Annotated in this window: 27 protein-coding genes; 25 read left to right on the top strand and 2 right to left on the bottom strand. The window is 43.5% G+C overall.

The window, feature by feature from the left end:
- Positions 1-55: 55 nt before the first annotated feature.
- The gene (locus MRY86_RS27140) at positions 56-355 is read right to left on the bottom strand and encodes a transposase (RefSeq protein ID WP_366145559.1); all 300 of its coding nucleotides are present in this window, start codon (positions 353-355) and stop codon (positions 56-58) included.
- Positions 356-379: 24 nt separating this feature from the next.
- A complete protein-coding gene (locus tag MRY86_RS07535) occupies positions 380-1,141 on the bottom strand; it encodes a transposase (protein ID WP_293571178.1) in 762 nt (253 codons plus the stop codon).
- 188 nt (positions 1,142-1,329) lie between these two features.
- Between MRY86_RS07535 and MRY86_RS07540 the strand changes: the two genes are divergently transcribed.
- The 25 genes from MRY86_RS07540 to MRY86_RS07660 all read left to right on the top strand — a co-directional run bounded on the left by MRY86_RS07540 (position 1,330) and on the right by MRY86_RS07660 (position 25,588).
- On the top strand, positions 1,330-2,379 hold the full coding sequence (locus tag MRY86_RS07540) for a polysialyltransferase family glycosyltransferase (protein ID WP_293571180.1): 1,050 nt from the start codon (positions 1,330-1,332) through the stop codon (positions 2,377-2,379).
- Positions 2,380-2,390: 11 nt separating this feature from the next.
- Positions 2,391-3,257 (top strand): ATP-grasp fold amidoligase family protein, encoded by an 867-nt coding sequence (locus MRY86_RS07545; protein ID WP_293571182.1) that lies wholly within the window; start codon positions 2,391-2,393, stop codon positions 3,255-3,257.
- Positions 3,258-4,051: 794 nt separating this feature from the next.
- Complete coding sequence (locus tag MRY86_RS07550; RefSeq protein ID WP_293571184.1) at positions 4,052-5,314, top strand: EpsG family protein; 1,263 nt, start codon at positions 4,052-4,054, stop codon at positions 5,312-5,314.
- A 105-nt stretch (positions 5,315-5,419) separates the two neighbouring features.
- Positions 5,420-6,586 carry a glycosyltransferase gene (locus MRY86_RS07555; RefSeq protein ID WP_293571186.1) on the top strand — a complete coding sequence of 389 codons (1,167 nt, stop codon included), beginning with the start codon at positions 5,420-5,422 and terminating at the stop codon, positions 6,584-6,586.
- Positions 6,587-6,975: 389 nt separating this feature from the next.
- Entirely contained in the window at positions 6,976-8,082 is a 1,107-nt protein-coding gene (locus tag MRY86_RS07560; RefSeq protein WP_293571188.1) for a hypothetical protein, read from the top strand.
- Positions 8,083-8,170: 88 nt separating this feature from the next.
- Positions 8,171-9,247 carry a glycosyltransferase gene (locus MRY86_RS07565; RefSeq protein ID WP_293571189.1) on the top strand — a complete coding sequence of 359 codons (1,077 nt, stop codon included), beginning with the start codon at positions 8,171-8,173 and terminating at the stop codon, positions 9,245-9,247.
- Positions 9,244-10,368 carry a glycosyltransferase gene (locus tag MRY86_RS07570; protein WP_293571191.1) on the top strand — a complete coding sequence of 375 codons (1,125 nt, stop codon included), beginning with the start codon at positions 9,244-9,246 and terminating at the stop codon, positions 10,366-10,368. The genes MRY86_RS07565 and MRY86_RS07570 overlap by 4 nt, the downstream gene beginning before the upstream one ends.
- Before the next feature lie 96 nt (positions 10,369-10,464).
- Entirely contained in the window at positions 10,465-11,502 is a 1,038-nt protein-coding gene (locus MRY86_RS07575; RefSeq protein WP_293571192.1) for an NAD-dependent epimerase/dehydratase family protein, read from the top strand.
- A gap of 188 nt (positions 11,503-11,690) precedes the next feature.
- Complete coding sequence (locus MRY86_RS07580) at positions 11,691-12,863, top strand: glycosyltransferase family 4 protein (protein ID WP_293571193.1); 1,173 nt, start codon at positions 11,691-11,693, stop codon at positions 12,861-12,863.
- Entirely contained in the window at positions 12,854-14,020 is a 1,167-nt protein-coding gene (locus tag MRY86_RS07585; RefSeq protein ID WP_293571194.1) for a hypothetical protein, read from the top strand. The genes MRY86_RS07580 and MRY86_RS07585 overlap by 10 nt, the downstream gene beginning before the upstream one ends.
- Positions 14,004-14,606, top strand: a complete 603-nt coding sequence (locus tag MRY86_RS07590; protein ID WP_293571196.1) for a sugar transferase — start codon at positions 14,004-14,006, stop codon at positions 14,604-14,606. The genes MRY86_RS07585 and MRY86_RS07590 overlap by 17 nt, the downstream gene beginning before the upstream one ends.
- A gap of 98 nt (positions 14,607-14,704) precedes the next feature.
- Positions 14,705-15,658 (top strand): sugar-transfer associated ATP-grasp domain-containing protein, encoded by a 954-nt coding sequence (locus MRY86_RS07595; RefSeq protein ID WP_293563883.1) that lies wholly within the window; start codon positions 14,705-14,707, stop codon positions 15,656-15,658.
- A gap of 79 nt (positions 15,659-15,737) precedes the next feature.
- A complete protein-coding gene (locus MRY86_RS07600) occupies positions 15,738-16,802 on the top strand; it encodes a hypothetical protein (protein WP_293563885.1) in 1,065 nt (354 codons plus the stop codon).
- Entirely contained in the window at positions 16,799-17,923 is a 1,125-nt protein-coding gene (locus tag MRY86_RS07605; RefSeq protein ID WP_293563887.1) for a hypothetical protein, read from the top strand. The genes MRY86_RS07600 and MRY86_RS07605 overlap by 4 nt, the downstream gene beginning before the upstream one ends.
- On the top strand, positions 17,916-19,049 hold the full coding sequence (locus MRY86_RS07610) for a CapA family protein (protein WP_293563889.1): 1,134 nt from the start codon (positions 17,916-17,918) through the stop codon (positions 19,047-19,049). The genes MRY86_RS07605 and MRY86_RS07610 overlap by 8 nt, the downstream gene beginning before the upstream one ends.
- Positions 19,024-20,043 carry a hypothetical protein gene (locus MRY86_RS07615; protein ID WP_293563891.1) on the top strand — a complete coding sequence of 340 codons (1,020 nt, stop codon included), beginning with the start codon at positions 19,024-19,026 and terminating at the stop codon, positions 20,041-20,043. Before MRY86_RS07610 ends, MRY86_RS07615 begins: the two co-directional genes overlap by 26 nt.
- 64 nt (positions 20,044-20,107) lie before the next feature.
- Complete coding sequence (locus tag MRY86_RS07620; RefSeq protein WP_293563893.1) at positions 20,108-20,839, top strand: ElyC/SanA/YdcF family protein; 732 nt, start codon at positions 20,108-20,110, stop codon at positions 20,837-20,839.
- Between the two features lie 92 nt (positions 20,840-20,931).
- Entirely contained in the window at positions 20,932-21,156 is a 225-nt protein-coding gene (locus MRY86_RS07625; protein WP_293571198.1) for a helix-turn-helix transcriptional regulator, read from the top strand.
- Positions 21,157-21,158: 2 nt separating this feature from the next.
- Positions 21,159-21,683 (top strand): hypothetical protein, encoded by a 525-nt coding sequence (locus MRY86_RS07630; protein WP_293563897.1) that lies wholly within the window; start codon positions 21,159-21,161, stop codon positions 21,681-21,683.
- Between the two features lie 2 nt (positions 21,684-21,685).
- Positions 21,686-22,066: a hypothetical protein gene (locus MRY86_RS07635; RefSeq protein ID WP_293563899.1), complete on the top strand. Its 381-nt coding sequence runs from the start codon at positions 21,686-21,688 to the stop codon at positions 22,064-22,066.
- Between the two features lie 235 nt (positions 22,067-22,301).
- The gene (locus MRY86_RS07640) at positions 22,302-22,643 is read left to right on the top strand and encodes a hypothetical protein (protein WP_293563901.1); all 342 of its coding nucleotides are present in this window, start codon (positions 22,302-22,304) and stop codon (positions 22,641-22,643) included.
- On the top strand, positions 22,618-22,911 hold the full coding sequence (locus MRY86_RS07645) for an excisionase family DNA-binding protein (RefSeq protein WP_293563903.1): 294 nt from the start codon (positions 22,618-22,620) through the stop codon (positions 22,909-22,911). The genes MRY86_RS07640 and MRY86_RS07645 overlap by 26 nt, the downstream gene beginning before the upstream one ends.
- 488 nt (positions 22,912-23,399) lie before the next feature.
- Positions 23,400-24,539, top strand: coding sequence for a DegT/DnrJ/EryC1/StrS family aminotransferase (locus MRY86_RS07650; protein WP_293563905.1), 1,140 nt, complete (start codon positions 23,400-23,402; stop codon positions 24,537-24,539).
- A 139-nt stretch (positions 24,540-24,678) separates the two neighbouring features.
- Positions 24,679-25,038, top strand: a complete 360-nt coding sequence (locus MRY86_RS07655) for a four helix bundle protein (RefSeq protein ID WP_293563907.1) — start codon at positions 24,679-24,681, stop codon at positions 25,036-25,038.
- Between the two features lie 100 nt (positions 25,039-25,138).
- Positions 25,139-25,588, top strand: coding sequence for an NUDIX hydrolase (locus tag MRY86_RS07660; protein ID WP_293563909.1), 450 nt, complete (start codon positions 25,139-25,141; stop codon positions 25,586-25,588).
- The last annotated feature ends 497 nt before the right edge of the window (positions 25,589-26,085 follow it).

A 26,085-nucleotide genomic window follows, 5' to 3' on the forward strand; every position in this document is an offset into this window, starting at 1 on the left:
ATATGTTTTTTAGTTACAGTAAACCGGTACAAAATGATTTCATTTGGTCAATGAGCTAAAGAGCCCCAAAGGCAAATAAGATCATTCGTTTGAAATTATCAGTATATCGATAGCCCCTTGCGGCTCTTTTGATAAACTGGATTTTCGAGTTCATTCCTTCGAGTAACCCATTGGTGAGTTTGGGTTCGACGAAGTTAATGATACCCTGAAAATGCTTGTAAATGGATTTGCAAAGGCGGTCCATATTGAATAAATCCTTGGTTCGGCCTACCCAATAAGACAAGAAAGCAGCAGCCTCTTGGCAATTGGGCTGTATCCATAGTTGGTCAAGCTCTTCTATGTGATAAGCTAACAGCTGCTTATCGACTTTTTTTGACTTCTATAGTGGTTTAAAATACCGATTGATAAGTTGAACTACATGGAAGCGGTCAAAAGTCATTCGAGCATCTGAAAAATGAGTCTTCACTCCTGAGATAAAAGCAGGGGACATATCTATTGAAAACTTTTCAACCGTATCAACGGGCTTACCCGAAAGACGGAGTTGATTGACGTATTCGGTAACAGCTTCAGATGACCGGCCATCCTGAATATCAAGGATTTGTCCATTTTCTAAATTGACAAATAGGCTGATGTAGGTATGCGCTTTCTTGGTAGAAGTTTCATCAAGCCCAACTTTTTGAGCTACTTGAGCTTCTCGTTGTTCGTATCTGTCCAGCGTGTAATTATCATAGATAGTACGGACTCGTTGAGGGTAAATATTGAAAAAGGCAGCGGTTGTTTTCTTGCAATTCGTTAAGCGGAGCAATGCTAAGACCTCTTGTTCAAATAGCAGCGTAAAACCACTTCCTTTACGAGCCCAGGGAACATCAATCACTACTGTTTTCCCGGTTCGGCTATCTTTGAAAACAGGTAAATCGGCTTTAATATAACAGGGATACTGAAACAAACTCAGGTGCTGCCAGCATTTTTCATAAGAGGAATGCTTCGTATGAAATTTGCTTGGTCGATAGGAGCTATCGATTTCAATCGTGAACGTGATGCTAGATGTCTTTTCATCTTGCACTTGCCGGTCTACGCTAGCCAAATTAAAAGGATATTCAAGACCTAGCGATTCGATAAATAGTGTTTGTAACTGATCCATCTTTTGAGAATAAAGTTCTTGCACTTACATTTCTTAACCAAATGGATTCACTTTGAACCACATTTTGACTTAACTTCAGATATATTGCAAATTCAACTGCGAGAATTTTTTGTTTCAAAAAAACAGCCATCAAGTGTAAACTACATTGAATCAATCATAACTAAAAAACTTGAATTAGCGCAACAAACATGAAACATATATTCTGTGTTCATTCCCCAATTACTTATTTACTTGCTACCCTAATAATAAACAGCAAAAAGTTAAGTAATAATGATGTTATATTACTAGTAAAAAAGATTAAACTAGATTTTGGTAACATTCAAAGCTTCATGGCTTTTGAAAGTACAGCCAGAAGTGTTTTAAAAAAAATTATATATCTAAATGAGCCGAGAGCTTTCGATAATTATATAACTTCAATCACACAGAAAGAAAAGTTCACAGCTTATGTTCCTTTAATGGATGTTTACCATCGCCTTCTGGTGACACATAGCAATTGTGTTAATTTCAATTTTATTGAGGAAGGGATGATGAGTTATCGCAAATCAACCCAACTTAACCATCTATATCGCAACTATAAGTTTAGTCTCCGGCATTCCATTCTTAATAATCCAAGAGAGGTTAAGAAGTCTATCATTTATATCTTAAGAGGTTGGACTCTAAGGATATTAGAGATGCCATTCACTTACGAGGCCTATGCCCATTTAAAAGGAGTTGAATTTTACAGTATTTCACCTGAGGCGTATCCCATAGCGAGTATGGAAAAAAAAATCGTATTGCCATTAAAATCTTCCCCTACTATGAATGCTTTAGCAAAAGGGATTCTATTAACAGAGCCTAGCCTAATTTGGCTTGAAGATAATTACGCTGAAAACAATGGAATAGCAATCAAGGTTTATGAAAAAGCTATTGAACAAAGCCTGTCACGCGTGAAAAAGAAATTTCCTCAACACCAAATATATCTTAAGTTACGCCCAAGTACAACAATAAAAGATAGTCCTGTTGCTCGTATTCTTGACAGCAAAAATATCTCTTTTCTAAAAATAGACGATGACGTAGTTCTTGAAGCCTTAATGGCTATAAATAAAAACTTAACTTTTATAGGAAATGTATCCTCAGCTTTATTTTATGCTAAGCAAATGGGGCATAGCAGTTGGTCTATTTATGATTTTTTTGATATTCATTCTAATCGTACATTCAATGATTTTCCGCTATACTGGAATAATGTGCAAAAGCTTTAACTATTTAAAATATGAATGTTATTAACCGGATTCACAATAAGCTATTACAAACTATTTTACCTGATGCCGACTACTTGAGTTATCGCTTTGAAAAGCGTATGAACAGGAAGCTAGATTTAAACACCCCAGTTTCCTTTAATGAAAAAATCCAATGGTTGAAATTAAATGGTTTCAAACCAGAAATGACCTCTCTAGCTGATAAAGTGGCTGTTAAAGACTATGTTGGAAATATACTAAGCAATAAAAACCTAATCCCTACACTAGCTGTATATAGTCGAGGAGCCGATATTAAATTTGACCACTTACCCTCTGAATTTATTCTAAAAGCTAGTCACGGATCAGGATGGAACTTTATAGTTACTGATAAAGAGGATACCAAAGAGAACGAAGCGCAAAAATATTTTAATTATTGGCTTAGCAAGAATTATTACCCTGGATCTAGAGAGAAGCCTTATAAGAATATCCCTCCTAGAGTAATTGCAGAACCCCTAATAAGAGACCTTAACGGAGAGTTGCCCAAAGATTACAAAGTATTTTGTTTTAGTGGGGAGCCCTTATTTATTCAAGTAGACATTGATCGGTTTTCAAGTCATACAAGGGTGATCTATAATACAAAATGGGAAAAGCAGCCATATTCCATAGGATACAAATTGTATTCTGGCGAAGTAACAAAACCTAAAAATCTTGAAGCACTTTTAGATTGTGCAAAAAAACTTTCAAAAAGCTGGCCATTTGTGCGTATTGATTTTTACCTGCGAGGTCAAGATATTTTCTTCGGAGAGTTTACTTTTTACCCGGGAGGTGGAATGGAAAAGTTCACAGATTATAAGTGGGATATCGAATGGGGGCAAAAGATAACTTTGGAGCGACCAAAATAAAGTATTTGAACTTTAATTCAATAAAATTTAATCTGCTACTCTGCAAAACCAAAAAACTAGATATTTTGAAAAATCAATTGATACTTCCCTTTTGTTGTTTTACTCAAAAATCGTTTAAACTAAATTCAGCGCCCTTCGTTTGAGTATTTCGAGTCCTTTGAGGAAGATCGACACCTAAGCTTCCCCTCAATATTAAAACGGTGAAACTGCCCTTTACTCGAAGCCTGAAGTCTTGTTTAAGACCCAGCGAACCGTCCCTCCTCTCTTTTAGCAGCACCTCTCTGATAGCCGATTATATATGCGAGCACGGCGATGGTCTTCATCAAGTGGCATTTTTTCAGCCCTGCACATTCATCATCGCCTACAAGTTGACCACGTTGCTCTTCAGATGCTTAAAGCAGACATCAATCTGCCAGCGCCACCAATACCGGGTTGCTTATGTGGAGTTGTGCAAATTAGTAAGCAGGTAGACTAGCTCCGCTGTCGCTACGCACATGTGGGACACTGTTCTTTACATTGTTCAGATTCACAGTACTCTCATCAAAGATCGAATAACTAACGATCAAGGTGCTCTACAAGGTCTATTTTGGAAGTTCTACAGCCTTTCCTGTAACTTGTCCACGAAGCGTAAATGTCGACATGTTTTTTGATTTTGGTCGAGTTTAAAGATAATCGCTTTTGCGCTTCTTCTATAAAACGCCTAGTGGTGTGCTGCATAACTTCACACTCTTAATAGTCAAAAATAGAAATAGACTATGTCATTAAAGAATAAACTCATATACTTTTTCCAGAATATGCTGATAGCACTATTCTTCCCAGCTATTAGCTTATACTATGGAATAAAAAATGGAAATGAATCCCAAAAAAAAATAGTACTGTTTATTTTTTTTTTATTCTATGGTGCTACGATTAAGTTCAGCGTTGAGAATGATGGGTTCAGGCATAGAGAAAATGTAGATACATATTATCAAAATATGGATTTGTCAGAATTTGCGGGTGCATCTATGAAAATCCTTAAATTTCAAGACTCTGGAGTGGGATCAGATGACATCTATCGTCATACTATTTCTTTTATTTCAGGGAGTATATTAGGTAATTCTCTTTTCTTCTTCGTAATTGTAGCCGGTGTATATGGATTTTTTTTTCTGAACGTCCTTTTTGAAATTTTTGATAGACCCTTGACCTTTACTTATTTTCCTTTGATAGCGACTGGGTTCTTATTAATAATGCATAAAAATATAGAAGGCGTAAATACAGTTAGAACATGGACTGCTATGTGGATGCTGTTATATGGGACTTTAAAATTCTTAAAAAATAAAAAACCACAATATTTACTTTTCATTTTACTAACTCCAGTAGTCCATTTTGGTTATTTCATCTTAGCTCTTCCTGTTATATTAGGCATCGTTCTTAAAAACACACCAAGACTAGCTATAACAGCTTTTATAATATCCATGTTCTTTTCTAATTTCAACCCTACCAATGGTTTAGCAGAACGTTTTGAAAACCAAGAAATAATACACAAGCGAGTCGAAAACTACAGTGTTGACAAAAAGATTAGTGCTAATGCGAAATGGGAAAGAATCGAAAGCAGAGGAAATCAACGATTTTATAATAAGCTCCAATCCTTCGGATTACACCGGTATGCGTTTAGCTTTATAATTATTTCTGTCTACTTTTTTGCCATAAGGCAGTCGAATACGAATAAAAGCCTTATAATATCATTATTTGTAATTGGTGTTTTTATTCATGCGTTTTCTAATTTCAGTTGGTTTATAGATCAAGTCTCTGGTCGCTCTAGAGTTATAGGAGAAGTATTTATTTTAATGAGCCTATTTCTTCTTCTGCGTGACACAACAATCTACTTTAAAAATATCTACTTTAGATGGAGTCTTAATTTTTACCTTGCCCTAATGATTCCTTTTGCAATATGGAATATAAGCAGGTGGTTTGACCACCCAAGTTTCTTTTCATTTATTTTACCTGGAATTGTAATTACTAATCCTGATCTTAACTTTTCACTCAAAGAGTTACTCAAGTTTATTATTCCAATTTAGTCATTCTGAAGTCTGATGATACTCTACTAGTACGAGCGTTCGTGAAAATCCAAGTTACTTTAATCATTTAACTTTACTCAACTTTAAGCACAAACTGAGTTCTGCATGAAAATTTTATTCGTAAAAAGTACCGCATTCGATATCAATAAAGGCGGTGTTCAACGTACAACCTATAAAATGGGATCATATTTCCATTCGATCGGTTATGAGGTTTTCTATTTTTCGCTGAAAAACTCAGGACATCAACACAAATACCCTGGACATCAATTTAACGCTATTGAACCCAATGGTGCGAGTAACAAAGAAAACATCGCGAAATTAAAAGCCCTTATTGAAAAAATCAGCCCTAAAATAATTATCAACCAGATGCCTTATATTAAATCTTTAAGCAAGGTTCTTAGTGATTACTCAAGAAAAAATACTGACGTTCGCCTTATTGGTTGTCTTAGAAATACCTTATTTAGTTTTAAAGACAACATTAAAAATACCACTAAACGAATATTACCAGCTTCCGTTTTTAAAATCATTAATAATAAAATTGGATTTTCCCTGATTCTTGCTTATCACTACTTTAAGCATCGTTCACAATTACGTACAATTCTTAAAAGGCATGATTACTTTGTGCTTTTAACTCCCGCAAATAAGAAAGAACTGGAATTTTTTGTAGGAGATTTTCTTTCGAATAAGATAGCAATAATCCCCAACTCTATACCAAATATAGAACAGTGTGAGGCATTAAAAGAAAATACACTGCTTTTTGTTGGCAAAATATCCGAAGACCATAAGAGAGCAGACCTTCTATTACCGATTTGGAGGTTACTGGTAAATCGTTTACCTGATTGGAAATTCGAAATTTTAGGTGATGGATCTTTAAAAGAAAGAATCACGAAAGAAATTAGTCTTGAAAATTTAAAAAATATCAAATTGCTTGGATCACAGCAACCAGAGCCTCACTACAGAAAGGCAAAGCTTCTTCTTATGACTTCTGAAAAAGAAGGATTCCCCAATGTAATACTTGAAGCTCAAAGTTATGGAGTAATTCCTTTTCTTTTTAATAGCTACATGGCCGTACAAGATATTATAAAAAATGGAGAAAACGGATTTCATTACCCAGCATTTGATATTAATAAAATGGTTGATGGTATAGAAAAAATAGCTAAAAATGACAATTTAAGAAAATGTATTTCGATCAAATGTTTAGATAGTGCCCAAGATTTCACTCTTGATAATGTGGGTAGGAAATGGGTGAACTTTTTTAATCAAATTGCGTAGCTTATTGATTATCAACAATTTCTTTTCTTTTGATCTATACTTTTGACTTTAAAATCTATCAAAAACGCCACTTTTCAAGAAACCTGACCGTTGATTATCAGTTAATTATTTTTCAACAACTCTATTAAACTCGGCTATCCACCATTAATAGTTGACACCATAAACTTTTCCCATTAATTCTTAACTGTTTATTCTACTAAAATCAAATTCAAACTTGCTTCATTTAATATTTAATGCTTGTCCACTTTAGTGAATCTGTGTTTTGCCATGATCAAAACTACAGTTTTTAATCTGTAATCGAGTCTGATCTATTAGGGGGCTGAAATACTAATGATGTATGACTTCCTTGGGGCGAATACAAAATCAGTCTTGATCAAACATAACCCGCAATGAATAAAATTCATGTTTTATGCCATCGACCACCTTGGAAAAGAGGATTTAACTATTTTTTTCCACTCATCAAGTGGAAAAAAGAATTAGGGGATAATGGATATAACATCAAATTCAAGACCAACCATCAAGCTAAAGATATCTTAAAATGCGAGATACTAATAGTCGACTCTCGATATTATGAGCAAATTAGCAAAGGTTTATTCAAGCCAGGTGGATTTATGTCTCAATCACTCGACTATATAAAAGAATTACTACACAACGCTGAAAAATTAAGTATTAAGAGAGTCTTATTTGACAGCAGTGATTCGGCATTTTTTCTGATGCCGGAAGTTGTTCCTTACTACGATATCATTTTAAAAAAACAAATCTTCAAGGACACACAAATCTATACAAATTTCAGGAAGCAACTACTCATGAATAGCTGGAGACCGCTACAGGGATATTCTGATGATTTCATACAAAAAGCATCTTTACCAAATGAAATCATTCCCAAAATTCATGTTGGTTGGAATATAGGGTTATGCGACTATCGAGAGTTTTCACAATTTTTTCACAAATTTTCTCCAATAGGTACTTCTGTTATCTTATCTAGATATTACAATCATATTAAGCTAGAGAAGCCTTCTCAAAGTAGAAATATATTAGTGTCTTACAGGGGGGCTCTAAAAGGTGTTGAAAAATATGACTTTCACAGAAAGACTCTTTTAAAACAGCTTAACCGTCTTTCAAATGAGAAAAGTATTTCCTTCGGAGGCAAGTTGTCATTAAAAGATTACAAAAAAGAGTTGTATAATTCCAAAGCTGTAATCAGTCCATTCGGATTTGGTGAAGTTTGTTATAGAGACTTTGAAATACTTTTAGGAGGAAGCCTCTTAATTAAACCAAGGATGGATCATATACTCACTTATCCAGATATTTACCAGTGCAATGAGACTTATATCCCCACTAATTGGGATTTTAGCGACGTCCGTGAAATAATACGTAATATTGGAGAAAGACCTATCGATTATCTGCCAATAGCAAAAAAAGCGCAAGAGCTCTTCCTCAATCAATATAATTCTTTTTCTTGTTTTTTTAATCAATTTAACCACATCAATCTTTAACTTTCTTAGTTGTATTTTGTAATTGAACTATCTACTGTAGATAAGAATGGAGAGCTCATTTTGTACTAGGCTGAAAAGCATCTAGTTCATGATTATTATTTGCATAATCCACTCCCTAGGCATAGGCGGCATGGAGCGCGTTATGGCCATACTCCTTCGGCATTTTGCACAGGAGGAAGAAATAGAGATACATGTAGTGCTCTACGGGCGGAAACGGGAAGTTTTACAAACGATACCCAACCCTGTAAAAGTACATAAACCTACATGGGCTTTTAACAACAAAAAGCGCACCTGGCACACCTTGAAAAGCATTGCCTTCGTACGTCGTACAGTAAAGGCCATACAGCCAGATACCATTCTCAGCTTTGGCGAGATGTGGAATAACTTAGCTTTGCTGGCTTTAATCGGTTTGCCATATCCTATTTTTATCTCCGACCGGAGCAAACCGAATAAAGATTTAGGCTGGCTACAAAATAGGCTACGCGACCGCCTGTACCCAAGAGCGGCAGGCTACATCGCACAAACTGAAAAGGCAAAAGATGTTGCCCTACAAAAGAGTTGGAATACCAATATCCGTGTGGTTGGTAATCCTATACCTGCTATGGATTGTCAGCAGGAGCAGGAAAACATCATTCTAAGTGTAGGGCGCCTAATACCCACTAAGAATTCTGACCGGCTCATCCAACTGTTTAGCCGCTTAGAAAATGCGGAGGACTGGAAACTCTGCATCGTGGGTGGAGATGCTAAACAAATGAATATTTCCCAGCAATTAGCGAGACAGGTCGAATCATTGGGATTGGAAGATTGTGTAATACTCGAAGGAGCACAAAGAAATGTAAAGCCCTATTATTGCTGCAGTAAAATCTTCGCATTCATGTCTACATCTGAAGGATTTCCAAATGTTCTTGGCGAAGCGATGGCAGCTGGCTGTGCTTGTATTGCATATGATTGTGTAGCCGGTCCTTCAGATATGATTGATGATGGTATTAACGGTTTCTTGATTCCAGAAGGAAATGAAAAACTATACCTCAAAAAGCTACAGCTTTTAATGAAAGATTTTGACTTGAGGAGTAAATTTGGCAAAGCTGCTCGAAAAAAAATGAAACAGTTCGAGGCTTCTGAGATCGCAGGACAGTTTTACGAATTTATTACTGAGAGGCTTTGAAAATTGTAATTAATACCGCCCACCAACGTTTCGGCGGTGCCATACAAGTGGCACTGTCTTTTATCCATGAATGCCGCCGTTTCGCCGAGCATGAGTATTACATATGGGTAGGTAGCGGCGTACGAACCGCTTTAGACGAAACTGTATTTCCCGCCAACTTCCACTTCCGACACTTCGACTTTGGGGCAATCACCATCCAAAAAACCTTTATCATCAATCGTAGCTTGCAGCAAGCCGAGCGAGAGATACAACCAGATTGCATCATTGCCACTACCGGACCATCCTATTTCCATTCTAAAGCTCCGCAGATTATCGGCTTTAACCTGCCGCTTTACATCTACCCTGAATCGCCCTACGTACAGCAACTGTCGTTTAAGCAGCAGCTCAAAATGCTTCTGAAGAAAAAGGCTCATTTCTACTTTTTCAAACGCGATGCGAATGCCTACGTGGTACAGACTGAAGATGTCAACCAACGGGTGCGTAAAGAATTGAAAACATCCGCGGTGAACACAGTTACTAATACGGCTAGTCAGTACTACAGCGAAGAACAATTTACTGCGCCTAAATTACTGCCCAAAGAGCCAGACCGCTTTCGCTTTTTGACTTTGTCGTCCTACTATCCGCATAAAAACCTGGAGCTGATTCCAGCGGTCTTGAAAGAATTACATCAGCGAGGAATCAGTACCGTAGACTTTGTACTGACCCTAAAAAACAAAGATTTCCAAGCCCACATCGGAGACCATCCAAATATCATTAATGTGGGACCAGTTCCACCGCCGGAGGGACCGGGCTTGTATGCAGAATGCGACGGCATGTTTTTGCCGACCTTGGCGGAGTGCTTTTCGGCTTCGTATCCCGAAGCTATGAAAATGGAAAAACCCATCATTACCACAGATTTGGGATTTGCAAAAAGCATTTGTCAAAAGGCAGCACTTTACTTTACGCCTAGAAATGCTCTGTCTGCCGCTAATGCAATAGAAAAGTTAGTTCGCGATAAAAAATTACAAAAGCACTTGATTCATGAAGGTTCAAAAAGGCTGAGATATTTCGATACGCCTTCAAGCAGAGCTCAAAAATATTTAGAAATTTGCAGAAAATATGCAAAAACCGTACAGTCTTAACTGATATTGCGGCTTTTATTGTTGAAAAATACGATTTCAGTGGTTTTTGTCAATAACCACTCGTGCAATAATACTTTTTTTTAAAATTTCATTATCATGGAAAAAACAGCATTAGTTCTTGGTGGGGGTGGATTTATTGGAGGGCATATGGGAAAAAAGCTTAAAGAAGAAGGCTTTGATGTCAGAGTTGTTGATATCAAGCCTAAACATGAGTTTTGGGACCATACTATAATTTGTGATGAATATGTCGTAGGAGACTTAAGAGACCCGAAAGTTGTCGAGAAAATTATGGCTCCAATTGATGGTGAAAAACCTTTTGATGAGGTCTATCAATTAGCAGCTGATATGGGCGGAGCCGGGTATATTTTTACAGGCGAAAACGATGCTAATGTAATGCACAACTCGGCGATGATAAACCTTAATGTAGCCTATGAAGCTAGTCGGCAGAAAGTAAAAAGAGTCTTTTACTCTTCTTCTGCATGTATGTATCCGGAGCATAATCAGCTTGATCCCGATAACCCAAACTGTGAGGAAAGTTCTGCTTATCCTGCAAACCCAGATTCTGAATATGGATGGGAAAAGCTGTTTTCTGAACGCATGTTTCTAGCGTTTAACCGAAACTATAATTTGGAGGTAAGAATTGCTAGGTTCCATAACATATTCGGTCCTATGGGTACCTGGACCGGAGGTAAGGAAAAAGCTCCTGCGGCAATGTGCCGTAAAGCAGCAGAAACACCAGATGGAGGCGAGCTAGAGGTTTGGGGAACTGGTCAACAAACCAGATCTTTCCTTTATATCGATGAATGTGTCGAGGCAGTACTTCGGTTCATGAGGCAGGAAAATTTTACAGGACCAGTCAATATAGGTTCAGAAGAGATGGTTACTATCAATGAACTGGCACAAATGGCTATAAGTTTGTCTGGGAAGGACATTAGAATCAAGAATATTGATGGGGAAGAATTCCTTGGTAAATATGGCTTCCCTTGTCCAGTTGGAGTGATGGGTAGGAATTCTGATAATACTCTATATCATAAGAAGATGGACTGGAGCGTTTCTCAACCTTTGAAAACAGGCATGAAGCATACTTTTGAGTGGATAAATGAGCAGGTGAAGGCTCTTCAGCCTCAGAACTAGTTTACAGATATACTCTGAACGGAGAAGTTTGGGCGTCACCCGAGGCACGAGTATATGCCGACATAAAGATATGTTTGTTCCCAAACTACTTCGTCGTCGGTATAATCCATATGAGGCATGGAAATCACTTTAATCCTGCTTCATATCTTTGTTTAAACGATTAACTCTTGTAAAAAACACTATTGTTAGTGGATGGCAAAAAGAAAATAGTTTTAGTAAATCAGCATACGGCTTACTTGTTTATTGATGTAACAAACGCCTTTGCAAAGCATTATGATGAGGTCGTACTTATTGCAGGAGTAGTGCATCCACTTGGTAACGAATTAGACTCAAAAGTAACGGTTCAACCAATAGTACCCTATAATGTGACGAACATATTTACGAGAGCTTTATCATGGTTAATCGGTTTTATCCAAGTGATTTGGTATTTATTTTTTAAATATAGAACACATGAGGTCTTTTTATACTCAAATCCTCCCCTGCTTTCTTTTACTCCTTTCTTTTTAAAACGGAAAATGTCGCATCTTATCGTCGATGTTTATCCTGATGCTTTTGTGACGGCAGGTATTTTAAAGTCTAAAAAGACAATTATTTTTAAAATATGGAAGTTTTTAAATACGAAAGCACTAAAAAAGTTTCACTCTATTTCAACAATAACTAATGCAATGGCTGAGAAAGTTCAGCAGTATACTGAGGGAAGGGGTATTCCTGTAGTGAATTTATGGACAGATCAAAGTGTAGGTAGTTATACTATAAATCGAAATCAAAATTTATTCTTTAAAAAACATGGGTTAGACCCGAACAAAACTTATATAATATATTCTGGCAATTTAGGAAAGGGACACGATGTTCAGTATCTTTTAGATATAGCAATGGCTATGAAAGAGAACGATAAAGTTTTTTTTGTGATCGCTGGTGAAGGGTTTAAGAAGAAAATGATTAAGGACGGAATTGTCAGACTAGAATTAAATAACTGCATATGGCTACCCTATCAAGATAAAGAGTTATTCAAACACATGCTTGCAGCAACAGACATTGGAGTAGTAACAATAGATGAGCCGAATGCTTATGTATCTATTCCGAGCAAGACCTTTAACATAATGGGAGCGGGTAAGCCAATTATTTGTTTCGGAAAGAAAGATTCAGAACTAGGTAAATTAGTAAATGATAATAAAGCTGGAGAAATTTATACGGGCAAAGATTTAAGTGACTGTGTGAGTTTTGTTGAAAAACTTGTAAATAACCAAGAGGTTTATCGTTATTATTCTTATAATTCTAAGCAGGCTTCCAAAATGTATACTTCTAAAAATGCTGAAAAGTTTGTTTCAATGCACTTAAAAGAAAAACGCGAATGTTTTTAGCAATGATGCTTAAAACAAGTAGAGTTCTAGCCAATAACCTAAAAAACCTTTTAGGTTGGAATACTAGAAAAAAGTTAATACTTTTTGTAGTTGACGACTATGGTACTGTACGCCTGCACTCTAAGGCAGCCCGCGAGCAGCTAGATCAAGCTGGCTTGCCCATGGATTCCCGCTTTGACACTTATGACACCTTAGAAACCCGCGAGGACCTGCAAGCCCTATACGAAGTACTAAACTCTGTAAAAGACCAAAATGGTAAAGGAGCCGTCTTTACTCCTTATGCCCTTTCCTGCAACATTAACTTTGAGCGTTTATCACAGGACGGTTACCTCAGCGGCTACCACTACGAGCACTTGCCAACCACTTACAAAAAACTAAGCGCACTACAGCCCAGTGCCTACGAAGGTACCTGGGAACTCTGGAGGGAAGGTATTGCAAAAGGTCTGATAGCACCTCAGTTTCATGGCAGAGAGCACCTTAACTTAAAGGTATTTGAGGAAAAGCTACAGCGGCGTGATCATGATATTATGACAGCGCTGAAAAATCGTTCATATACCAGCATTCAACAAACAGACTATCCTTCTATTGGCTGGACGTCTGCCTTTTCTTTTGCACAAGCAGAAGAACTTAAACGCTTTCCAGAAGTCATAAAGTCAGGCCTTGATGCCTTCGCAACCGTTTTTGGCTACCGGGCCACCGCCTTCACTCCGCCCGCCCAGCAGTTTCACCCTTCCCTGCATGCTGTCCTCTGGGAAAACGGGGTACAAGCCATCGACCGTCCATTGACTTACAAGCAACACTTGGGAGACGGGCAGTACAAACGGGTTGTGAGTCAGACGCATTGCAATAAGAAAACCGAGAAAGTCACGTTAGTCAGAAATGTGGTCTTTGAGCCTACCGAAGAACGTGGTGTGGACTGGGTAGCCTTTACATTGAAACAGATCGAGGCGGCTTTCCGCTGGCACAAACCCGCTATTATCAGCTCCCATCGGGTGAATTTTTGTGGGCACATCGATCCCGATAATCGGAAAAAGGGGCTTAGCGCCTTACATGGACTTCTACAAAAAATAGTAAGCCGCTGGCCGGATGTGGAGTTTATATCTGTAGCTGAATTAGTAAAATTAATGCAAGAAGATAAAGGTGTACATTCGATTTAAGGCGTTGCTGGACTTTCTTTCCGCTTTGCTTATTCTAGCTATCGTCTCGCCAATCTTATTGGTATTAACCATTGTTTTATTTATCCAAAACAATGGTCACCCCTTTTTCCAGCAAAAGCGTCCGGGTTATCAAGAACGTCCCTTTTACCTGACCAAGTTCAAATCAATGACCGATGAGCGCGACGCGAACGGGCAATTTCTGCCGGATAACGAGCGGTTGACTCCCGTTGGCGCATTTGTACGCAAAAGCTCGCTCGATGAACTGCCTCAGTTGTTTAATGTGCTAAAAGGTGAAATGAGTATTGTTGGTCCTCGTCCCTTGCTTTTCAAATACATCCCGCTCTACTCCCCTGAGCAGCGCCGCCGTCACAATGTAAAGCCTGGCATCACCGGCTGGGCGCAGGTCAACGGCCGCAACAGCATCAGCTGGAAGCGCAAATTTGAATTGGATGTCTACTATGTAGATCATCAGTCTTTTTGGCTAGATATCAAAATCCTATGGCTCACGATGCAAAAGGTAATACAACGAGAAGGCGTCAACCAAAGCGCTGAACGCCCTATGCAACCCTTTAACGGCAATAATTGATGTTTACAAAGCGGTTTTTATATCTCGGGTATTACATAAGGCAGCTCGATTGGGGCAAATTGAGCCGGTTCCAAAGGCATGTACAGAAAAAATCTCGCTTGTCTTCGATATCGCAGTGGTATCATTCCATCCGCTCTGTATTTCGCTACAATATTTCGATTGAGGAGTATTACCAATTCCGTTTTTACGAGCATCAAAATAATATACGTAATACTTATGCAGGCACTGGCTACATGTACGAGTACCAGCGCCACATGAACCCGCCTGTATATCGCGCCATACTAGCCGATAAAACACAGTTCCTAAGAAAATACCGGGCTTTCGTCCGGCATCCCTTCCTTACTGTTCAGGAAATCGCCGAAGCACCAGATAAAGCGCAAGCATTGCTGGAAAACCGCTCCGGCAAGATTGTCCTAAAAAGCTCGGATGGGCAATGCGGAAGGGGCATCGAAGTGCGGTCGGGCAGCGACTTCACTCCTGAATCTTTGCTACAGCGGCTCCGGGAAACCGACAATGACTTTGTAGAAGCCTTTGTTACTCAACATACCGAATTGATGCGGCTTTCACCATCCGGCTTAAATACTGTCCGAGTCATCACTCAATTAGATAAAAGCGATCAAGTTCATATCATCGGCACCCGCCTGCGTATCACTGTCGATTCTGCCGTCGACAATCTGGCAGCTGGCAATATAGCTGCTCCCATTGATTTGGAAACAGGGAAAGTCAACGGTCCAGGCGTCTACAGCGACATCACCAAGTCCGATGAGTACCAACATCCAATTACTGGTGTGGATATCGTTGGATTTCAAATCCCTTACTGGCAGGAGACGGTCGAGATGTGCAAATCCGCTGCACTGCTCGACACCCGGAACCGATCCATTGGCTGGGATGTCGCCATCACGGATGAAGGGCCAGAGCTGATTGAGGGTAACCATGATTGGTGTAAATTACTGTGGCAGTTGCCGGTGAAGAAAGGGTTGAAGCCTATTTTAGAGAGATTCCGGAGAGAGTTGGAAAAGTATCCGCAGATACACGCAGATACACACAGATAACACAAGGTACCAGCATTCATCTGCGCTAACCTGTGGCCATCTAAGGACCCAAAATCTCATCAAAGTACCAACCAAAGAAATGAAGATACTAATCAACGGCATCGGCGGTCCCACCCCCCGCAGCATCACCCGCGCCCTACGCTGGTACAGCCGCTATAGGCAATACGAGTTCATCGGCACCGATATCAATCCATATGCCCGGGATTTATACGATTCGACCCTCTACAACAAAACTTACCTTGTCCCTCCCGCCGGGCATCCCGATTATTGGCCTGAAATCGAGCGAATTGTTGAAGCGCATAAAATTGAAATGGCATTGGTACAGCCCGAGCTTGAAGTGCTTGCCTGGGCCAAGCGTGCTGAAGAGAGCGCGCTACCCTGCAAAGCCCTACTGCCCAATTACACTTTAGCACAGCAGTTAACCGATAAGGGTATTATGACGAATATCCTGAAAGATACAGGCTGGGTGCCGCCCTCGGTAATTATTGAGCCGGATAGCAATAACTTCCAGGAAGCAGTAGAGACGTTGGGCTATCCATTTTGGATAAGAGCTACTTCTGGGTCCAGCGGCCTGGGTTCCTTAAAGGTGGAAAATGAAGCGGCGCTGCGCAATTGGATCCATATCAACCCCGAAGTGAAGCAGTTCATTGGCAGCCAATACCTGCCAGGGCGTAATTTGGCTTGTAAACTGCTCTATTTCGAAGGAAAGTTACTGCGGACTGCCTGTGCGGAGCGGGTCAACTATATTATGTCAAAGGTAGCGCCATCGGGCATTACCGGCAATACTTCCTTTGGCCGTTTACTAAATGAGCCTGATCTAGTAGATATGGCTAGTCAGGTTATGGATCGGCTCTTTGCATACGCGGAAGCTCCGAAGCATGGCTTTTTTACAGTAGATTTTAAAGAGGATGGAGACGGCAAGCTGTATGTCACAGAAGTAAATGTGCGGCACGTGGCTTTTTCAGTTTGCTTTGCTGCCGGTGGGGCAACTTTTGCTGAGGATACAGTTCGCTTGATAGATAAAGATGATTCTTTTGATCAGAAATATTGGATGTATACTTTCGAGAAAGACTTGATTTTTTTAAGGGATGTTGATGCGCAGCCCTTACTACTAAGGGAAGACCAACTTTTGCAGACTGTATGAGCATAATAACAACAGTAAAAAGTCATCTATTTAATATCCCTGGTTTGCGGACCCGCCGGAAGATTTTGGTGTTTGAGAGTGATGACTGGGGAAGCATAAGAACGCCTTCTTTATCCGCACTTGAATCTCTGAAACAAACTGGCTTACCCGTTCAGAACTGCCAGTACATGATGAATGACGCTTTGGAGACCCCAAGGGACCTTGATCGTTTATTTGAGATCCTCCAAAAATACCAAGACTGCAAAGGAAGACCACCAAAGTTCACCGCAAATACGATAGTTGCTAATCCAGACTTTGAGAAAATAAGAGAAGGCGGATTTGAAGAGTATCACTATGAACCCTTCACCGAAACCTACAAAAAACACGCAGCAACTACAGCCACGTTTCAGACTTTCCAAACAGGAATAGAGAATGGGCTTTTTTTGCCTCAATTACATGGCAGAGAACACCTAAATATCTCTCGTTGGATGAGAGACCTAAAAGCTGGTGTTAAAGAAGTGCATTTGGCTTTTGGGCTCCAAATGACCGGTATAAGCAAGCATATCACCCAATCAGACCGAGGCAGTTATCAGGCTGCTTTCGATGGTGGTGCCAAGGAGGTAAACTATAGACACGATGTCATCATGAAAGACGCAGTCTCTTTGTTTGAATCCTCATTCGGTTTCAGGCCGCTATCCTTTATAGCGCCCAATTATGTCTGGCATAAAGGAATTGAAGATATCGCATTCGAATTAGGAATTAAGTATATTCAAGGCAGCACTGCCCAAAACGTATCCAAAGATCACGGTGCTCCCCGGAAAATCAGCCGGCACTTTATGGGGCAACGCAATCGCAACCAACAACGGTATTTGGTACGCAACGCCCATTTCGAACCCACGCTAAGCAAACAGGCTGATCCTGTCGATAAGTGCCTTCAACAAATTAACAGGGCTTTTCTTTGGCGCAAGCCTGCTATCATTACCACCCACCGTGTAAATTATATCGGCTCGATAAATGATGAAAACTCTGACAACAGCCTGCGGCAGCTTGACCAGCTATTGCTCGGTATTTTACGGCGTTGGCCGGACGTTGAATTCATGTCTTCAGATGAGCTGGGAAAACTGATGGATAAAAATGGCTGAGCTAAAAGTATTGGTTACTGGTGATTTTTGCCCGGTGCACAGGCTCGCTAATATATCGGCAGGCGATGAGCAATTGCTAGGAAATTTTCGCAAATTTATCGACGATGCAGACCTAGCCATTACTAATTTAGAATGCCCTATAACCGGACACAATGCGCCCATTGCGAAGACAGGGCCAGCCCTGAAGGGACATGCCAGCTCATTGGATTTTCTATTGGCTTCTGGCTTTCATCTGGTCACGCTAGCCAACAACCACATCATGGACTATGGTGAGCAAGGCTTGCAAGATACTCTATCCTACCTAAAAGATAAGCATATCGAGTATGTCGGCGCAGGTATGAATGCCGAAGAGGCTTCAGATATTTATTACAAAACTTTCGGGAAGCACAAGCTGGCTATCATCAACGTAGCCGAAAACGAGTGGTCCACTACTCATGACCAGTCTCCGGGTGCCAACCCCATTGACCCCTTGCACGTCTATCGACAAATCGAAACTGCTAAAAAACAAGCTACACATATCCTTTTGATTACCCACGGAGGCCATGAGATGTACGAACTGCCCAGCCCACGTATGCAGACTTGGTTTCGTACTTTTATAGACATGGGTGCGGATGCAGTAGTCAATCACCATACCCACTGTGTCAGTGGCTACGAAGTATACCAAGGAAAGCCTATTTTCTACTCCACAGGTAACTTCCTTTTTGACGTTCCCATCCATAGAAATTCAATCTGGAATACAGGCATGGCTGTAACGCTAAACTTTAGCCAAGATAAAGTAGGCTTCGAACAGACTTACTTTCGGCAATGCGATGTCGATCCCATACTCGAAGTACTGCCATCCAACACTCTTGCAGCAAAAGTGGACTCCCTGAACCAAGTTATAGCCCATCCTGAGCAGCTTAATGCCCGTTTTCAACGATACTGCCAATCTAAAGAACGCATGTACAATGCCTACTTAGAGCCTCACCGCAACAAATACTTGGGCGCTCTTCAAAGCAGAGGTTTACTGCCTTCCTTCTGGCACAAAAGAAAAAGGCTTCTCTTAGAAAACTTGGTACGTTGCGAAGCGCATAAAGATGTTGTTCAATTCATCCTATCTCATGAAAATTGCCATACACAACAGTAAGTTCGGCTTCCATCCCCGCTGGATGGCATACTGCGAAGAACAAGGTATACCCTACAAGCGTGTCAACTGTTACGCTAATAACCTTATTGAGCAGCTTGCCGACTGCGATGCCCTGATGTGGCACCATGGACAGCAAAACCCCAAGGATATTTTAATTGCCCAACGAATTCTCTTTGCGCTGGAGCACACGGGTTTTCAAGTCTTCCCCAACTTCCGCACTGCTTGGCACTTCGACGATAAGGTCGCCCAGAAGTACCTTTTTGAGCGCGTCAACGCCCCCCTTGTCCCATCCTACGCATTCTTCGAGCGCGAGGCCGCATTAGCTTGGGCAGCATCTACTTCATTTCCTAAAGTATTCAAGTTGAGGGGGGGCGCCAGCTCCTCTAATGTCAAATTGGTGCGCACGCGGGCGCAGGCGGAGAAAATGATACGGCAAGCTTTCGGTGAGGGCTTTTCTAATTATGACCGCTGGGCTAGCCTTAAAGAGCGCTGGTATAAATACCGCATTGGTAAAGCCAGCATTCTTGAACCGATAAAGGGCATAGCCCGCTTTTTCCAGCCTCCTCCTTTTGCCAAAGCCTTAGGTCGGGAAAGAAACTACGCCTATTTCCAAGACTTCATCCCTAATAACGACTCCGATACCCGCATCATCGTCATCGGAGACAAAGCTTTTGGTTTGTACCGTTACGTCCGAAAGGGCGATTTCCGAGCTTCCGGAAGTGGTAATTTTGCCTACGATAAAGAGCTATTTGACGAGCGCTGCGTAAGCATCGCTTTTGATCTGACCCAACAATTGCAATTTCAGTGCGCTGCTTACGACTTTGTGTTCGACAAAAACAGCAACCCCTTGATCGTTGAAGTCAGCTACGGCTTTTCCCCTGCTGGCTACGACCCCTGCCCTGGTTATTGGGACAAAAACTTACAATGGCACGAAGAGACATTTAGCCCGCAGGGGTGGATGGTGGAAAGTGTGGTTTCCAGCTTAAAAGCCTAACGCGGTAAAACCACTTATTTATCCGCCATCTAGTCCACTTACTCCTCCATCCCTTAATTCACTTTTGGCTTGTCCTCATTTTAGGGCTTTTTTTCTACTACCGAGGCACAAAACATTAAGTCATTGGATATTTGGCTACGCGTTCGGATGGCTACTTCTCATCTCCGTCACCCCACTGCCCATTTACCTCGCACAGCAGCGCGAAAGCCGCCACCCTATCCTTTGGCGAATACCTGACAGCCTACAAAACGCCCATATCCTTATCCTCGGCGGCGGTCACAGCAGCGCCCCTACCCTGCCGCCCAATAATCAGCTATCGCATAAAGCCTTGGTACGCCTCGTAGAAGGCATCCGCTTAAAGCGGCAACATCCCGCTGCCAAGCTCATCGGCTCCGGCAAATCCAGCAGCAAGCGCGCCCCGCAGGCTACCGTACTTATGAATACCGCTGTCGCCCTGGGCATCGCCCCGAGTGACACCCTACAGAGCTCAATACCCTACAACACCGAAACCGAAGCCATCGCCTACGCCCAGCGCTTTGGCACCCAAACCCCGCTCATCCTCGTCACAAGCGCCCTGCACATGCCACGGGCGCTTTTTTGGTTTCAGCAGCAAGGCATTGAAGCCATCCCGGCACCTACCGACCACTACGTCAAGCCCGACCCGGAAAAATCACCTTACAACTGGAAGCCTTCGGCAGCCAAAATAAAGATGACTGCCGCTTTGCTGCACGAATGGGCAGGCATGCTCTACGCCAAATGGAAAACCCGCGGGCAAACAAAAGAAAACAAAAAGTAAACCCAGTGTTTACTTTTTAAAAATAATCACGTATATTGTTGGGCATCATCGTATAGCAGTCGAATGAATGTTTTAGGTTTAGGCTAAAAGCCATGCCTAAAACAGGTCGTTTATTGCTAAAAGCAAAGGCTAAAGCACGAGGGTTAAAAGCTCAGGACTTAGCCTACCACTGCGGCGTATCGCTGACCACCGTCAAAATGTGGTACAACCATACCCGCCGGCCGAGCGTCGACCACCTCATACAGCTGTCCGAATTGCTGTCCTGCCGCATCGATGATCTTTTTGAGGAAACCGATCCGTCGGATGACACTACGTGACTATGGTACAAAAACTTCCGAATGCGCCGCCGCAGGGAGAAAGAAAGCGGAAACAACGGCGCATCCTCGCAGCAATCGTGGGCATATGCCTTTTGGGCGCGGTGTTCAGCCTGCCGGGATTTATCGAAATCGATGAAAACGGCAACTACCGGCTGTCTGCACAGCGGAAGCGCGAATACCAGGAAAAGTCTGCCCGTTCTGAGCGGGTGGAAGTTTACCGCCTGATCGCCACCCGCACCGGCCTCTACAATTGCCTGCGCTGCCCCGGCATTACAAAAATCAAGCTTCAGTCTGGCGAGGTCTGGAAATATGGCATTACCCGCAAGGGCAAAGGCCGCTATTCCAGCTCTTTTTACGCCAGTAACTACCTGATGTACGAGATAATCGCTGTAACAGACATACTAAAAGCCGAGCAGCTGGAGCGCAAGCTGATTATTGCTTATCCCCTGCTGCCGGAAGCACAAGCCCGGATGGCGCGCTACGGTATTTTCCTCAAGCGCCCGCCCGGCAACACCAAGGATATGTGATTATGGAGCAAGCCATCCTCATCCACCTTTCCCCCCTACGGGCAGAAAGCCTGGCGCTGCACCTGCTGCTCGTACTGAAGCATACGGTAGATGGCCAGCCTGCCGACAGCCTCCAGGAAGAAAAGCTCGAATTGCTTGGGCAGATCGACCAGGCTTACCAAAGGCTCAATACCCTTTCTGAATTCACCGATGACGAAAGCCCACAGCCCCTTCAGTTTACGCCGGAGGAAGCCCGTGCGCTGCTGCGGGCTTTCCGGGAGCCGGACTTGCTTGAAGCGGCTCAGCAGGATGCTTTCTACGAGCGGCATGAGTATGAGTCTTACTATGAAGGGGTGTATGGGCCTTTTGTGGAAGAGTTGGAGGCGAGCTTAGATGGAGAATGATAAAGTGAGAGGGCACGTGACGAGGAGTGGTTCACGCCAAGCAGCAAAAGCTCGCAACGCGATGGTACCGCCTCCACAGCACAACACCCAAAAACGCCGTGTACAATAGCTGCGCAGCTACTGTTGAGTGAGCCTAAAAAACTCCGCACCCCAGAACTCCTGCCCGAAAAAAAGGTTTATTGAAAAATGTCAATCTATGCCTCTATGCCAAAATTTGAATGGGATGAGAACAAAGATGAAAACTAAACTATCCGTAGCCGAAGCCCTGCAAAGAGCCAGGGCCGAAGAGCCATTACAAGGCTACCAAGTGGATTTTACCGATCATAAAGTCGAAGCCCTTGAGGCGATGCAGCTTGCCAAAGCCGGGGTAGAAGTGCCCGAGGAAAGCATCTACTACGATGATGAGGCTATTGCCGAAGACGAAGCTTTCGAAGGCGAATGGACACCATTGGCTACCGATGGCCTTGCTAAAGCGGAAGCCGAAGCAGCCCTGAACGGCCGCCTGCAACTAAATCCGGAAGTTAAACTCGGAAAGAAAAGGCATAAAAGCATTGAAATTATTAAACGCTATTATTGAAAATATGGCTCAAGGGAAATCTATTGCTTTAATGTCGACTGATGCGGAAATTTCGACTCAACAAGCAGCTGATATTTTGAATGCATCAAGGCCCCATGTCATCAAGTTGCTTGAAAAGGGGGAGATACCCTTTAAGAAAATTGGCAGCCATAGGCGAATTCTGCTGCAAGACATTCTTAAATATGAGGCTAAATTTAAATCTGATAGAAGAAAGCATTTAGATGACCTGGCTAAAGAGGCTCAAAAACTAAATCTGGGTTACGAATAATGATATTCTCCTCTCGATTGATAATAATATTAGACGCTTGTGTAATCTATCCTGCTCTGCTTGGCGTCCTTCACATGAACTGAGGAAGAGGTAGCTCGGCAACTAACTTGTACCCCGCCGCCGCCTCACCCTGCTTAGCCCTAAACCACTACCCGTCTTAGCTTTATGAGAAAAGCTAAACCCGAAACTCCACTTCCCCAAAAACCAAAACACCCTCTGCCCGCCGAAGCCTTCAGGCGAAGGAGGGACCACAATACCATAAAACCCGACAACCAATAATGAATAAGATATACCTCTCCAGCCCTCCTCCGCCCGCCGTAGCCAATCATGAAATACCATAGCGCGAAGGCGGAATATCTTAAAATGCTACAGCAATTCAGACAATGAATAAAATCTACCTCTCCAGCCCTCCTCCGCCCGCCGTAGCCAACCATGAAATACCATAGCGCGAAGGCGGGACCTTTAAAAATACAACTGTAATTTAGCTCATGAATAAAATTTATCTTTCCAGTCCACACCTAGGCACCGAAGAACTCCACTTCGTCCACCAAGCCTTCGACACCAACTGGATCGCCCCCCTGGGCCCCAACGTCAACGGCTTCGAAGCCGACCTGCAGGACTACAACAAAGTCGCCCACGCCGCCGCCCTGTCCTCCGGCACCGCTGCCATCCACATCGCCCTCCGGCTTTTGGATGTACAACCCGGCGACTACGTCCTCTGTCAGAGCTTCACCTTCTGCGGTTCCGCCAACCCCATTTTGTACATGGGTGCGAAGCCCATCTTCATCGACTCCGAGCCCGACACCTGGAACATGAGCCCCGCTCATCTGCGGGAAGCCATCGAAGACCTCTACAGTCAGGGCATACGCCCCAAAGCCTGCATCCCCGTCCACCTCTACGGCACCCCCGCCGAGATGGACGAGATCGTCCGCCTCTGCGACAACTTCGACATCCCCATCATCGAAGACGCCGCCGAAAGCCTCGGCGCCACCCTCCACGGCCAGCACACCGGCACCTTTGGCAAGCTCGGCGTCTACTCCTTCAATGGCAATAAAATCATCACCACAAGCGGCGGCGGCGCCTTAGTCTCCCGGGACGAAGCCCTCATCCAAAAGGCCCGCTTCCTGGCCACACAGGCCCGCGACCCCGCCCCCCACTATCAGCATACCGAGGTCGGCTACAACTACCGCCTCAGCAACGTCCTGGCCGGCATCGGCCGCGGCCAGATGCGCGTCCTCGATGAGCGCATCGCCCAGCGCCGCGCCAATTTCCAGCGTTACCAGGATTACTTCGCCACCTGGCAAGACCACGGCTACCACATCCAATTCCCCACCGAGCCCGAAGGCACCTTCTGCAACCGCTGGCTCACCACCATCCTCGTAGACCCCAAACAAAACAAAGGCCTCACCCGCGAGGACATCCGCCTGGCCCTCGAAAAAGACAATATCGAAGCCCGCCCGCTTTGGAAGCCTATGCATATGCAGCCCGTCTTCCAGGAGGCTCCTTTTTATGGAGATGGCACTTCGGAGCGGTTGTTTGAGATTGGTCTATGTCTTCCTTCAGGCACCAATATGTCGGAAGGGGATTGGGAGCGGATTTTTGGGAGGTTAGAGAAGGTTAAAGGGTAAGGTAGAGAAGGTTAAAGGGGGCTGGGCTTTGGCTTGGGGGAAGGTTAAAGGTTAAAGTTGGCTGGGCTGGGGCTTTGGGAAGGTTAAAGAGGGCTGGGCTTTGGCTGTTAGTAAGGTCATATGTTAAAAGTATCTCTTTGTGGTTGAAAAACGGAAAAATGATCTGGCAGACCGGATATTCCATTTTGCGGTAGCGGTCATCAAAGCGACGAGGAAGCTTCCTAATGCGGCTGAATACCGAGTCATTATCCATCAGCTGGTAAAGTCTGCGACTTCTACGGGGGCAAATTATGAGGAGTCCCAGGCCGCTGTTTCCAATGCAGATTTCTCTAACAAAATAGGTATCGCCCTAAAAGAAATGCGGGAGACCCACTACTGGATTAGGATCGTAGTCGCCACTCTACCCGAGCACCAACTCTGGCTCCCCCTGGAAAAAGAAGCCGACGAACTCAAGCGCATCCTCGGCAGCATCTACAGCAAAACTTCCAGGAAACGATAAACGCCCTTGTATTCCTACCCGTACCCTTTCCCCTTTTACACTTTCCCCTTTTACACTTTACACTTGCCCCACTTTATCCTTTAACCTTGACACTTTAACCTTGACACTAAAATCTATTTATCTTAAAACCCTCGGCCGCCTCCTCCCCTCCGACTACTTCGCCCGCCGCTACCCCGTCTCCGTCAAAGGCCTCTGCTGCATGGACGGTAAGGTCATCCTCCTGCGCAACGAGCGCGGCGAGTGGGACTTCCCCGGCGGCAAGCTCGAAGGCCGGGAGTCCCTCACCGAGTGCCTGCGCCGCGAGATATACGAAGAGCTCGGCATCGCCGTCACCGTAGGCCCCCTCCTCCAAGCCACCACCCTGCGCATCCTGCGCCAAGTCAACGTGGTGGTCCTCCTATACAAATGTTACACCCAAGCCCCTCCCAGCGCCCTCCGGCTGAGCGGCGAGAATTTTGAACTCCGCCTTTTCCCGGTGGAAGAAGCCCTGCAGCTGCGGTTGCCCCCAGCATACCAGGCCGCTTTGCGGTCGGTGGTGGAGGCTAGGTAGGCTGGGCTGGGCGAAACCCCGCCGAGGTTAAGGTTGGTCCCGGGCAAGGTCCAGCCGAGGTTGAGGTTGAGCACCAGCCAGCGTCCTCCATGGGTACGGCCGCTTTGCGACCGCCCCGGCAGACCCACCACAGCCAATGCCCCATAGGGGCAAAATGTCGGTAACTCCAAAGACCAACCCATGCCTCGTGCCGTAGGTACGAAATGTGAAAGCCCGGAGACCCACCGACCGGCAACACTAGTATTCCAGGACCACCCCAACGAGCACGCCCGGCGAAAGGACCGACTCCGTATAAAACTACGTCGGACGGCGAGAGCGCCGGGCGAGACAGCCCCACCACCGGCAACGCTCGCCCCCAAGCCATACCCCCGGCAGACCCAGCCCCGAAGACCCCGCCTGCCCCCCGGCATTGCAGCGTTTAGGGAAAATCGCGGAGGAGCGGCGTTCACGCAGTGACGTGGATACACTGTTTGAGCCCAAACGCCCAATCACCTGAA

The organism is Phaeodactylibacter sp. (genome assembly GCF_022763345.1).
Lineage (GTDB): Bacteria > Bacteroidota > Bacteroidia > Chitinophagales > Saprospiraceae > Phaeodactylibacter.